A 12,815-nucleotide genomic window follows, 5' to 3' on the forward strand; every position below is an offset into this window, starting at 1 on the left:
AATCTCCCGTTTACGACAATCGGCATCACACGACATAATCAAGCGACAATTTATCCGCACCAAAAATACGAAAAAAAACAATACTGCGCTCCATCGTGCAACCCGATCGGAGTAACCACAGAGACCAGACGGCGCAGGCCAATCTTCGGAAGGTCCGCGCAGGTTCGCCCAACGCAGCAAAAAAGAATCCGGCGCCCCGAGAACAATCGGAAAGCGCCGGATTGCGGCAGCAACACCTGCACACGGATGGGAAATCGGGTTCGTGCAGGAAACCTGTGGCTATTTTACCCGCACGGGCAATTCGAAGTCGATGTCCGCAGAGGAGGTTCCGAGCGAAAGTATATACTCACCGGAATCAACCCTCCAGCCATGCTTCACATCATCCCAGAAAGCCAGCGCCTCGCGATCGAGGTCGAAAACGACCTCGCGGCTCTCCCCCGCATCCAGTTCGACACGACGGAAGTCCTTCAACTCCTTCACCGGCCTCAACACGGAGGGATTCCGTTGCGAGACATACAACTGCACGACCTCCGCACCGGCACGCTTCCCCGTGTTGGTCACAGTGATGCGAACCTTCAACGCGTCCTTCTCGGGGAAGAGTTTGGCAGCATGGGGTTTCGACAAAGCAAACGAGGTGTAGGAAAGCCCGAAACCGAACGGATAGAGCGGCCGAATCCCCTTGGTCTCATACCAGCGGTAACCCACCAGAACGGACTCCGCATAATCGACGTCATATACCCCGATCAAAGCTTCGTTGTAGGCTCTGGGAGCCTTGTGATAGAACTCCGCACCGGCGGGCATAGTTCCGGCAGCAGGCGAATCTGCAAATTCACGCTCAATGGTGACGGGCAGTTTTCCCGAAGGGTTGATCTTTCCGGAGAGGATCTGCACCAACGCCGTCATGCCGTTCTGCCCGGGGTACCAGCCGCAGAGCACGGCAGCAGCACGGTCGTTCCAGCCGGTCATGCGGATTCCCGATCCCGTGTTGACCAGAATCACCGTATTCGGATTCGCCGCTACGGCCATCCGGATAAAAGCCTCTTCCTCGCGGGGCAACGCAAAGGGGCGCTCGAAGGACTCGACATCAATCGTTCCGACCGAAAGGACAACAACATCGGCCTCGGCCAACTGCTCGCGCGAGGGGTGTGCCACGACCTGCACGTTCGAACCGAATTCCGCACGCATGGCCTCGGCGAGCGTAATATTGTCGTATCCCAGCACCTCGGCCGAGGCCGATGAGCACCCGCCCGTACGGGGGACCTGATCGAGGAAGCGTCCCGTAAGCAGGATCCGGCGCCCTGGATCGAGCGGCAGGATGCCGTTGTTGCGCAACAGCACGGCGCCCTTTGCGGCGACCTCACCGGCCAGCCGGGCATGCTCCGGGAAGCGCTCCAAAAGCGCAGGCTGATACTTCTCCCGATCGTAGAGGCCGAAAGCAATCGCCGTGGCGATGTTGGGACGGATCATCCGGTCAATGTCAGCCTCCGTAATCCGTCCATCGCGCAGCAACGCCCGCACTTCGTCGAAAAATTCGTGACGGCCCGGCATTTCGACATTCTGCCCGCACTTGACGATCTTTTCCGTATCATAAACCGACCTCCAGTCGCTCATCACACAACCTCGAAACCCGAGTTCCCCACGCAGGAGGTTCCCGATGACGTAAGCATCCTGCCCGGTCCATTCGCCGTTGAGCTGGTTGTAGGAGGTCATCACATAAGCAGCCCCGGCCTCGATGCCGGCCCGGAATGCGGGCATGTAGATTTCATGCAACGCCCGTTCGTCGATCAGCGAGTTCGAGCGTCGGCGGTAAAACTCCGTTTCGTTGCCGATGAAGTGTTTCAGGCAAGCGGCCGTCCCGGTCGACTGCATGCCCCGCACATAGGCGGCCGTCAACGCGGATGCCAAGCAGGGATCCTCGCCCAGATATTCGAAATTACGTCCGCACTGGGTATTGCGCGCGATGTTCACGCCAGGGCCGAGCAGCACCTCGATGCCGCCCGCACGGCACTCCTCACCCACGGCCTCGGCGTAGCGGAACGCCAGATCGGGGTCAAACGTCGAAGCGAGCATGACCGGTGAAGGAAACGCCGTCGAACGCGCCAGTTGCCGGACCATTGTCGTATCGGGAAGATTGTTGCGCAGATGGACACCTTGCGTCGCATCGGAAAGGTAGAGGTAAGGAATGCCCTTCTCGGGGACTCCGTAAAAGAAGAACGAAGAGTATCCCCGCATGAAATGGATCTTCTCATCCAAAGTGAGCCCGGCAATCCGGGCGTCGGCCTGCCGGTAGGCCTCGTCCCAACCGACCGACTGCTGCGCGGCCACCGAGAGCCCCAGACATCCGGCCGCCAAAGTAATCGAAATTTTGCGAATCATGGTATCGGAATCAGGACGGGGAGCGCCACAACACGCCGGACGCTCCCCATCCATGAGCAAAAATATTATCGGGTTACACAAATATCATCAATGAACCAGCGCGAGAAATCCTCCTCCGCGGCATCACTCGTAAAGCGCAGCTGGGTGGTTTCCGTAGCGTTCTCGATCGTCAGCGACCAGGTATCGAACTGCGAAGTCGACAGGCCGTCAACCACCTTCTTTGTCGCACCGTCGATCGTACCACCGCCGACCACTTCGACGACAATCGAGGTCAGATCACCCTTCTTGTCTTTGGGTTCAGAGGGTTTGGCGTCAGGACGGTCCGAGCAGGTTTTGTATGCCATCGCCTTGAACGAAAGATTCAGCGTGCCCGTAGCCCCGAGAACCGGCGTAACCAACGCGCCGACCTGATTCACATATTCGGCTCGCTTCACGGCCTGCGACTCGACGTAACCGATCTGGGCATAGCCCGGACGCTGCCGGACGTTGGTTCCCGACAGACCGTTCTTCTGCGACTCGTCCCAGTTGGCGATGTCGCTGCCGCAGTAGTTCAGCATCGCAGCCAACTTGTCGCCATAGAGATAGTCGAGGCCCTCGGTCAGGTTGTCGAACGGCTCGAAATAGAGGGCTCCGTCGGGTTTCGGCGTCTCGAACGACGGCAGCGCCTCGATGGCCAGACATGAGTGCAGGCGCGAATCGGAGTTGTAACCGGCCGTACCGCCGTTACAGCTGACATCGTCCGTCGGATAGAGTTTCAACAGGAGAGTCTGCCCCTTCATGAGGCGCACCTGCGGCGTCAACTTCACGGTAAAGTAATAGAAGTAACCGCTGCTGGCGATAGGTTCGGGAATAGAGATGGCCGTCGAGTTGTCGGACGGCGTGACATACCGCGATCCGTCGGTCGAATAGGCCAGGGCCCAGTTCTTCGGAGCGCCGCCCGTCCCGGACATTCCGAACGAGATGCGCAGCGTAGCAGGCATGTCCTCCGCGAGCGGAACCGTAAAGAGGAAATAGGAATCCTGCCCGTACACCATCGACTTGGCGGGGATGTTGTCGTGAGCACCCTCATCGGCCCAATGCGTCAAGCGGAAATAGCTGCTGTTGGAGGTCGGCGCGACCTTGGCCGTCAAAACGACACCCACGTCGGCGTTCTTGTCCACGACCTTGAAGTCGGAACCCAGTTTGCTGAACGTTCCGTCGGTCACGGTAACGTATTTGCAGTCCTTGTTGTTCTGCGAAGCGGCATAGAGCGAGAAGACATAGGGCAGACGGATTCCGACCGAAGCGCCGAAACGCAGGCCGTCGAGCTCCTTGTCCCCGGCCGTACACGGACGGATAGCATAGGTTCCGGCATCGGGGACAACGATGCCTTTGAGAATTCCGCTGCCGTCCGGCACGGGATCAATGCCGAACGATGCGGCCTGATCGGTCAGCATCCGGAAACGGTTGTTGTCGGGATCCTGCATCGAGGGGTTGTCCATCATCGTCAGATCGCTCAACGATCCGTCTTCGGGAGTAAAGACCTGGGAATAAATCCCGACATACATCGACTCGTAGTCTCCCGAGCAGAGCTCCTCATAGGAGATTTGCAGCGCCTCGACAGTCACCTGCGTCGTTTCGGAACGAGTCACCCGGTCGTCGGACAGCGGTTTGAGTTCCATGACTCCGGTCTGCGGGTTCACGCCGACAACCGCCCCTTCCAGTGCAATTTCCAACTCCTCGCCCATGTTGTAATAGAGCGTTTCGTCGGTGCGCAGCGTAATTCCGCATCCGGGCTCCGGAGCGCTTTGGAGCGCAATACACTGCTCGAAATAGTTGTTGTCCTGAACGCTCGACACAACCACACCGCGGAGTTTGAGCGCCTCGGATACGGTATAGTCACCGTCGGCAGCCAACGCCCGCAGATCGGCGATGCCCAGATAACCTTCCCCCGAAGCCGAAGCCTGGACAAAACGGATCTCCTCGGCGATGGAGGCATCCCGGCGGGCGGCGACGCGCAGCGTCAGCGAACGGGTTCCGGGCGTGTCGTTTTCGAGCAACGAGGCCGTCACGGTAGCCAGTCCGGTATCGGTCGTCGCCGAGAGTTTGATCCACGACGGATCCTCCCCGACAATGGAGATCTGCCATCCGCAGTTGGCCTGAATGTCGAACGAGAACGACGTGGCGAACGACGGCGCAAGAATGGCATGCATACTCAACGAAATGGACTCCCGGGGGAGTTCAACTTCCTCCTTGCAGGCCCCGGTGGCGAGGAGCAGCGTCAGAGCCGCCGACCACCGGAAGAACCGATTCAAAAGATTCTTTTTCATCTTCGTCTACTTTTTGAGGTCAACCAATACGGGGAGGTGATCGGACACGGTCATCACGTTGATCTGCTCATACGACGGCACGGCCGTTCCCAGCACTTCGAAAACAGGGTTGTTCTTCGTGTAGACCAGGATGTAGTCGATCCTCGACGGCGAGGTGGAGTTGACGAACGTATTGGCCGACGTACTGATGATCTGCCAGGATTCCAGCGCAGCCTCCGGGAGTTTCGCAGTATTGAGATCTCCGACCAGATAGATCGGCTTTGTCCACGCGGCATAGTTTTCAGCGATGTACTGCGTGATGATCTCGAACGAACGCTTGCGGTTTTCCTCGGATTTGTGGCAGAAGTGCGTAGCGATGAAAATAAAATCATCGAACTCCGCCAGGAAGAACTTGCGCGGCTCTTCACCCGGGAGATCGCCTTCGCAGCTCTTCCGGGGCTCCATCCTGCACAGAATGCCGATGCCGTAATCCCCGCCGCGATAGTCGATCGTCTTGCAGTAATAGGGTTTCAACCCCGTTCTGTCGGCCAGTTCCTGCAACTGGTCGGCCGCATGCCAGGTGGTATTTTTGTCGAGTTCCTGCAAGGCAATCACGTCGGGATCCATCAGCGAGATGACCTTGGCCGTATTGTTGTAGTTGGCCCGGTCGGTTCCGGAGTTCTGGGTCCATCCCTCACAACGGTGGGTGTTGTAGGTGGCCAGCCGCACTGAATTGGGCAACCGTCCGTATCCCTGCTCCTGATAGGGATTTTCCGGCACGTCGGAGGTTGTATCCCCGAAGTTGAAATCGGAGTTGTCGCCTTTCAGATCGGAACAGGCCGTAGCCGAAAGACCCAGGCTGCATCCGCACAGGGTCACCAATATGAATCTGGTAAGTTTCATTGCAATTCGTTTTAAGTGGTTTTCATTCAAAAGTTCAGTCCGTCGTTCCATCCGGGATTCTGGGAGATGGCACCCTGTGTGAGTACCCGATCGTCAGTCGGAATGGGATACAGATAGTCCCGCTCCTCGTTCCAGGTCCGGGTATAGGTGGTGTGGATGATGATGTTGCCGTGGTCGCCCTCGGTCAGGAGGATATCCTTGCCGAGTTCATAGACGGTGATGGCTTCGGTTTCGGGCTTGGTCCCCGACCAGATGCAGACATCGTCCACGCCGTCATCGTTCAGATCGTAACTGCCCGTGCCGGGGAAATAGAGGCCGGTGAAGGGTTTTTCGAAACGCTTGCCCTCCTTCCAGCGCATGATATCCCAATAGCGGAGGTTCTCCATCAGCAGTTCGACGGTCCGTTCACGGCGAATTTCGAGGATCACACCCGCGTTGTCCCCGCTTACGTTGGCATACCCGGTCTCGGCCGAAGCCAGATAGGGGTCGGGATGGGCATTGGCTTCGTCGAGCGAAAGATTCGCCACACCGGCCCTGTCGCGCAGTGGCTTGATCGTCAGGTCGATGTCATTCTGCGTCAACGTTCCCAATTCGGCCTTCGCCTCGGCGTAGTTGAGATAAACTTCGGCGGTGCGGAACAACGGCAGATCGTTCATCGAAGCATTGTAGGAGTCGTATTTGGCCGATTGGAGGTACTTCACCAGCTGATACCCGGTCATCGTCGCGGCGAGGTTCGGCGCCGATTCGGTCGTCTCGTCAATCCGCCTGTAACCGGGAGTACGGAGTGTCTGCGCGAAACGCCCGTCACGATTCAGGCTCTCCTCGACAAACGACATCGTCTCCCAGCCGGGCTGCGAGGTGAACGGCGTGCCGTCCTTCATGAGATACATGTTGGCGATGTTCTTCAACAGTCCGGGACGCCCCATCGTAATACTGGTCAGATAGCCGTTCACATCGTGTTTGAGACCGATAGCCGAGTTATAGGCCCGTGCAAGGATGATCTCCGAGTCGATGGCTTTGAGCGACGAAAAGAGATCCAGATACGGTGTGGTCCCGGAGGTATAGATTCCGTATCCACTCTCGCTGATAAACTGTTCCGACGCAGCAGCGCATTCGTTCAGGATGTCTTCGAAATTGCCGAGGCCGTGATACTTCCGGAAAGTGCCCTCGAACAGGCAGGCACGGCTTTTGAGCGCCAGAGCCGTCCAGCGTGTCACGCGGTACACCGATTTCTCCACGGGCAGGTAACGGATCGCAAAATCGAGATCCTCGATCACCTTCTGCATGACCAGTTCCCGGGAATCGCGTCCCTTTTCGAACAGAAGCGGGTCGCTGGCATCGATCGGTTTGTCGACCCAGGGCACATCGCCGTAATACTTCACCTTCTCGAAATAGAACCAGGCGCGGAAGAACCGGGCCAGCCCCTCGTATTCCAGCCGGATATCCTCATCGGTGCAATTCGAGGAGTATTGCAGGAAGAAGTTGATGTCGCGCAGTTTGGTCCACGACCAGGTCCCGGCCGTCGCGGGGACGGTACGATTACCCAGGACCTCGCTGGTCAGTGTCTTTTTGGCAATGATGTCGGCCGATTCGCCGTAGATGTCCTCCCCGTCGGGGAACATCGTATAGAAATCATTGGTATAGAGTTGGCACTCCTCCTCCGTACGAAAGAAATTTTCCGGAGAAAGCCGATCCTTGGGGAAGCGGTCGAGTTGATCCTCGCAGGCGCACAACCCGCCAAGCAGAATACCGGCAATCAGATAAAAAAGATATTTTTTCATAACGGCAGTCGCATTAGAAGGTTAAATTCAGACCGACGGAAAAGGTCTTGCACCAGGGATAGACGTTGGATTTTTTGTCGGAGTCGGCCGCCGCCTGTTCGGGATCGAGGTAATCGCTCTTCAAGGCGGACCAGGTGGCGAGATTCTCGCCGCTGAAATAGATCCGGCACTCCTTGATTCCGACCTTCGAAGTCCATGCCCTGGGGATCGTATATCCGATCGTGAGATTCTTCAACCGGCAGTAAGCCAGGTTTTGGAGATAACGATCGTTGGTATAATAGGCCGTACCTTGTGCAGCGCTGAGCGACGTATAGGCGCGGGCCCGCGGGAAATAAGCATCGGGATTCTCCTCGCTCCACACCCGACTCATGAAGTTTCGGGGAATGAACGTGGCGTAGGGACGGCAGTAAGGACCCCAAAAACGCATGTTGTCGGCTCCGGGATACCAGTCCATGTGTCCGATTCCCTGAAAGAAGATCGAGAAATCGAAGCCGTACCAGGAGAAATTGAACGTCGCACCGTACTGATACCGAGGCGTGGAGTTACCGATCACGCGCCGGTCGCCCGAATCTTCCAGCGTACCCTTTCCGCCGTTGACGATATGATCGCCGTTCAGGTCGAGGTACTTAATATCACCGGCCCGCACGCCCTTTCCATAGGCACCCGTTGCGGAGTAGCATCCAGCAGCGACGGTCGACAGGTCGACATTCGCCGCATATTCGGCAGCCTCCTCGTCGGTCCGGAACAGTCCGTCGACCTTGTATCCCCAGATTTCGCCGTAGGTTTTGCCCTCATAGGGGTCCCCGATCAGGCCGGAGGGGTTGTCGCATTTGGTATATTTGGCCGTATAGTCCGAGAAGGTGCCGACGATTCCGTAGCTGAACATGCTTCCGGCAAGCTTGAACGAATCGCGCCATCCGAGCGAAAGTTCATACCCCTTCGTACGCAGGTTGTTGGCATTGACCTGGGGTTCCGAGGCGCCGTAGATCGAGGGCAGGGACTTGCCTTTGCCCAGGATACCTTTGGTATCGCGGATGTAAAAATCCGCAGTGAGGGAGAGGCGGTTGCGGAACATGTTGAGATCGAGACCGAGGTTCTTGGAAATGACCTTTTCCCAGGTCTGGTCGCCCGAGACGGGATCGCTCACGGTGGCATGTTGTCCAAGAGTCGTTCCGTCGAACGAATACCCTCCCATCGAGCCCTTCGTCGTGATGGTCTGAATGAAGTCGTAGTATCCGATCTGCTGGTTTCCGAGAGAACCGTAGGAGACGCGGATTTTCAGATTGTCGACCACCTCGCGCAACGGTTCGAAGAAGGGCTCCTCGCTGATGCGGTAAGCGGCCGAGAACGAAGGGAAGAAGCCGTAACGCTTTCCACGCGGGAAACGCGAGGTACCGTCATAACGGCCGTTCACCTCGGCCAAATACTTGCCGTTGTAGTCATAGGCGACCCGATAGAACCAACCCATGATGGCGTATTCGTTGCGTCCGCCGTTGAGCGTGAAGTTGGTCGTACCCTTGGCCAAGTTGAAGTCCGAGAGATCCTCGGAGAGAAGTCCGTCGTTGGCAGCCGTCAGATCGCGGTAATACTTGGCCTCGTAGTTGTATCCGGCAATGGCCGTGAAGTTATGCTTGCCGCCGAACGTTTTGTTGTAGGTTCCGTACACGTCGGCCACATAATAGTTCTGGTCCCAGACAACCTCCTTATAGCTGTTCGGGAAACTGCCCTCGGGTTCGGTCAGCACCTCGTCCGGATACTGCGAATATTCGACATTGACGCTGCGGTAGTCGTTGTGGAGATAACCCTGCGTATAGCTGAAATCGGCCTTGACGTTGAAGTTCTTGTGGATCTTGAACGTGGCCTCGAACGTGGTGGTGAACTCCTGGGTCTTCTTGTTTCCGAAGCTCTTTCCCTTCTGCATCATGGCGTTGTAACCGTCCATGACGTAGTGCGTCGAGGAGTTGGTCATCGAGGTGTGCGACACGGCAGTGCCGTCGGGATTCACGGGGACGAACGACGCCAGCGCGTGCAGCGTGGGTTTGCGGAAGTTGTTGTACTCGTCCTCGTAGCCGTAATACTTGTAGTTCGACTGGAAGAACTTGGTGTTGCTGGCAATCGTGAGCCAGGGTTTGATCTCGGCCTGCAACTTCACGCGGAAATTATAGGATTTGAACATGTCGGGCTCGATGCGGTTGATCCCCTTCTGCTGGTAGTAGCGGCCGCTGACCATGTAGGAGAGAGACTTGGTGCCGCCCTTGATGTTGATGTTGTGGTCCCAGGTGGGACGGCTGTCGTCATAGAGGTAGTTGTACCAGTCGAAATTGGCCAGATAGACATACTGCTTGCGACCGTTGCGGGTATCGGTGATGACCCACGGCCGGGCGGGGTTTTCAGTCTTGTCGTTACGCCGCTCCCAAAGCGCCTTGTAGTCGCTCTCGGTGTAGGAGGTGTAAGGCGTATTCTGGGTCGACATCATGAAGAAGTCAGCGATCTTGGCCGAATAGTAACCGCGGGTTTCGAAATCAGTGGACGTCGTAGGACTCGACACCGAGAAATAGCCGTTGTAGGAGACCTCGGCCTGTTCGTTGTACCGGCCGCTCTTGGTTGTGATCAGGATGACGCCGAATGCGCCGCGGGCACCGTAGATAGCTGCCGAGGAGGCGTCTTTAAGGACCGTAATGGACTCGATGTCGTTCGAATTGATCCGGTCGGGATAGGTCTCCACGCCATCGATCAGGATCAGCGGGCTTCCGCCATTGGGTGAGGTTGTACCGCGGATATTATAGGTAGCACCGGCTCCGGGCTGTCCCGAGGAGAGCGTCACGTTAAGATTGGGGATTACGCCTTGCAAGGCCCTCCCGACATTCGACACGGGACGGTCCTTCAACTCCTTCTGGGAAACGGTGGCGACAGCACCCGTCAGGTTCGCCTTCTTCTGGACGCCGTACCCGACGACGACCACCTCGTCAATACTCTGCTGCGAAGCATTCAGGACAATGTCGAAGAAGGTCTTCGTCCCGACCGGCATCCGCCGGGTCTCGAAACCGATGAACGAGACTTCGATTGCGGCGCGGTCGGAGGGAGTGACACCTTCAAAGATGAAATCCCCGTTCACGCCGGAGGTCGTACCCTTGACCGTCTCGCCGTTTTTGAAGAGAACCGTAGCCCCGACGACGGGATTTCCAGCCGTATCGGCCACCTTGCCGGAGATTCTGCGGGGCAGGTTTTCAGCGGACCGGACGGGCGTCAGGATGACCTTGTTCCGTTCGACGGAGACCTGAACGCCGGGAATACACTTCGAAACGACCCGTTCGACGGGCCAGGCATCGGCATCGATCGAGACAATTTTCGTCAGGTCGATATCCGCATTGTTGTATGCAAAGGTATATTGCCCCTGCGCTTCGATTCTGCGGAGCAGTTCCGCAACGGAAACATCTTTCAGATGCAGAGTTACAGGGGGATTGGCCGCCACGGCACCCCGGGTCACGAGGAGCAGGGCCAAAACCAAGACAAATTTTACGAACAAACACCGTCCCCAGGGGATAATGCCGTCGGATTGTCCAAAAAATTTCATAATTTTGTAACGATTTAAAGTTCATCATTCGTAGCTCGTTCTACGACAGGTTCAATTTTAAGTCACGGGGCGGGTGGTAGGGACACCCGCTCCATCTTTATTCCGTCTGTCAGTTCATCATAGGCATAGCGTTTTTTTGTTTTTCACAACTCATTCAGATTATTTCGGGCCGAGGAATACCACGTCGTTCCGAATTTCGTAACGAACCGGTGCGATGCGTTCGATCAGACGCAAAGTCTCTTCGAGGGATTCATATTGGATCTGGAAAGAGAGGTTTGCCGACAAGTCGATCGAGTCATCGTGGAGAAACCGGACGTTGTACCACCGTTCGAGGTTGACAAGGATGGCCGAGAGGGGTTTGTTTGCAAAGACAAGCCGGTGAGCCGTCCAGCTGCAATAGTCGCTTGCGGCGACGGCCGATACGGAGAAACAGCCCGTCTGGCGGTCAAAGAGCAGGCGTTCGTCGGGAGACAGGAGGATCTCCTTTTCGAGTCCGGGAGCGAGAATCCGGATCTTTCCGGATTGAAGGATCGTTTCGGCATAGCGGGATCCGAGACGATGCCGGGCGTCGAACTCCGTACCGAGGACCTCGACCTGCATAACGTCCATATCGACGAGGAAGGGGTGTTCGGCATCGTGTTTGACCCGGAAAAAGGCCTCACCGTCGAGTTCCACGCGCCGGTTCCGGTCATCGAACGATTCGGGATAGGTCAGCCGGCTGTCGCCGTTGAGCCAGACCGTCGTACCGTCGGGCAACAGGAACTCGCCCTTGCTGTTGCGAGCCGTGACCAGACAGACCGAATCGGAGTGTTCGAACCAGGAGTTCAGAAAGAGATACTCGCCCACGACGGCAAGCGCCACCAGCGCCGCCACGGCAACCCACCGCCGCCATCCTCCGAGACGGGGTCGGATGACGGGATGTTCCATCTCTTCGATTTTCCGATGCATCTCCGGAAGCCGGGAACGATAATCAACGGTCACGGGTTTTTCCAGCAAGTCATTCCAGGCCTGATACAAGGCCTGCTCCTTCTCTTCCCGGTCGGTCGGTGCGAGAATCCACCGGCGGAAAAGCCATTGCAGCTCTTTCGGCAGATCTCCGTGCAGGAAGCCACGGACGAGTTCATTGATCCGGTCGCTCTTCATGGTTCGGGTTTTCGATTACATGATATAGAACGACCGACAAGCGGCTAACCCCCAGTCCGGGCGGCGAGTTTTCAGAAAAAAATCGAGATAACGGCGAGCAACCTCCGCAATTGATTGAGGGCTGCGGTCATATGGTTTTCGACGGTCTTGACGCTGATTTGGAGTTTTTCGGCGATTTCGCGGTTCGACAGTCCTTCGTAACGACTCATCTGGAAAATTCTCTTTCGTTGATCGGGCATTTTGTCGACGGCAATGGAGATCAGCAGCGTCAGGTCATCGGTTTCGACCTGCTTGTCCAGCGAATCATCACGAAAATAGTGAACGGAGGTCAATCGGGAAAGTTTGTATTTTTCATGGATGAGCGAATGGTTGTAGATGTCGAAGATCGCGTTTTTCGTCATAACGAAAAGATATCGGGAGAACCGCTCCATCTGTGCGATCTCGACCCTCCGCTCCCAGACCTTCAACAGAACGGACTGCATGACATCCTCGGCCTCGGCTCGGTTTTTCAACATCCAAAAAGCCATCTCCTCAATCTTGGGAGCATAATGCAAGTAGACAGCATCGAAAGCAGTCCGATCTCCACGCGCCAGTCGTTCCAATATTTCGCGTTCGCTCTCCACGAGAAAAACTTTTCGCAAAAATACGGATAAATTCGGTCAAACACAATCGGAGTCTCCGCAAATCAGCGGACCACGATCTCGTCGGTGAAGAGCCAGCCGCCCGACCGGCCGTTCGAAAGCGCACGAT

General features: G+C 56.7%; 7 protein-coding genes. All 7 read right to left on the reverse strand.

The window, feature by feature from the left end; genetic code table 11:
* Positions 1-279: 279 nt before the first annotated feature.
* The 7 genes from PUQ42_RS09765 to PUQ42_RS09795 all read right to left on the reverse strand — a co-directional run bounded on the left by PUQ42_RS09765 (position 280) and on the right by PUQ42_RS09795 (position 12,688).
* Positions 280-2,376: a beta-glucosidase gene (locus tag PUQ42_RS09765; RefSeq protein ID WP_273373306.1), complete on the reverse strand. Its 2,097-nt coding sequence runs from the start codon at positions 2,374-2,376 to the stop codon at positions 280-282.
* A gap of 65 nt (positions 2,377-2,441) precedes the next feature.
* On the reverse strand, positions 2,442-4,685 hold the full coding sequence (locus PUQ42_RS09770; protein ID WP_273373307.1) for a DUF5689 domain-containing protein: 2,244 nt from the start codon (positions 4,683-4,685) through the stop codon (positions 2,442-2,444).
* Between the two features lie 6 nt (positions 4,686-4,691).
* Positions 4,692-5,567, reverse strand: a complete 876-nt coding sequence (locus PUQ42_RS09775) for an endonuclease/exonuclease/phosphatase family protein (protein ID WP_273373308.1) — start codon at positions 5,565-5,567, stop codon at positions 4,692-4,694.
* Positions 5,568-5,593: 26 nt separating this feature from the next.
* Complete coding sequence (locus PUQ42_RS09780) at positions 5,594-7,348, reverse strand: RagB/SusD family nutrient uptake outer membrane protein (RefSeq protein ID WP_273373309.1); 1,755 nt, start codon at positions 7,346-7,348, stop codon at positions 5,594-5,596.
* A gap of 13 nt (positions 7,349-7,361) precedes the next feature.
* Complete coding sequence (locus PUQ42_RS09785) at positions 7,362-10,922, reverse strand: SusC/RagA family TonB-linked outer membrane protein (protein ID WP_420534965.1); 3,561 nt, start codon at positions 10,920-10,922, stop codon at positions 7,362-7,364.
* 159 nt (positions 10,923-11,081) lie between these two features.
* The gene (locus tag PUQ42_RS09790) at positions 11,082-12,065 is read right to left on the reverse strand and encodes a FecR family protein (protein WP_273373311.1); all 984 of its coding nucleotides are present in this window, start codon (positions 12,063-12,065) and stop codon (positions 11,082-11,084) included.
* Positions 12,066-12,136: 71 nt separating this feature from the next.
* Positions 12,137-12,688, reverse strand: coding sequence for an RNA polymerase sigma-70 factor (locus PUQ42_RS09795; protein ID WP_273373312.1), 552 nt, complete (start codon positions 12,686-12,688; stop codon positions 12,137-12,139).
* Between the last annotated feature and the right edge of the window lie 127 nt (positions 12,689-12,815).

The sequence above is a fragment of the Alistipes megaguti genome (genome assembly GCF_944320325.1).
GTDB classification, from domain to species: domain Bacteria; phylum Bacteroidota; class Bacteroidia; order Bacteroidales; family Rikenellaceae; genus Alistipes; species Alistipes megaguti.

Bases quoted from the DNA above. Each gene is read 5' to 3' on its own strand.
- PUQ42_RS09785 (WP_420534965.1), bottom strand. From the start codon at position 10,922: ATGAAATTTTTTGGACAATCCGACGGCATTATCCCCTGGGGACGGTGT.
- PUQ42_RS09790 (WP_273373311.1), bottom strand. From the start codon at position 12,065: ATGAAGAGCGACCGGATCAATGAACTCGTCCGTGGCTTCCTGCACGGA.
- PUQ42_RS09765 (WP_273373306.1), bottom strand. From the start codon at position 2,376: ATGATTCGCAAAATTTCGATTACTTTGGCGGCCGGATGTCTGGGGCTC.
- PUQ42_RS09780 (WP_273373309.1), bottom strand. From the start codon at position 7,348: ATGAAAAAATATCTTTTTTATCTGATTGCCGGTATTCTGCTTGGCGGG.
- PUQ42_RS09775 (WP_273373308.1), bottom strand. From the start codon at position 5,567: ATGAAACTTACCAGATTCATATTGGTGACCCTGTGCGGATGCAGCCTG.
- PUQ42_RS09770 (WP_273373307.1), bottom strand. From the start codon at position 4,685: ATGAAAAAGAATCTTTTGAATCGGTTCTTCCGGTGGTCGGCGGCTCTG.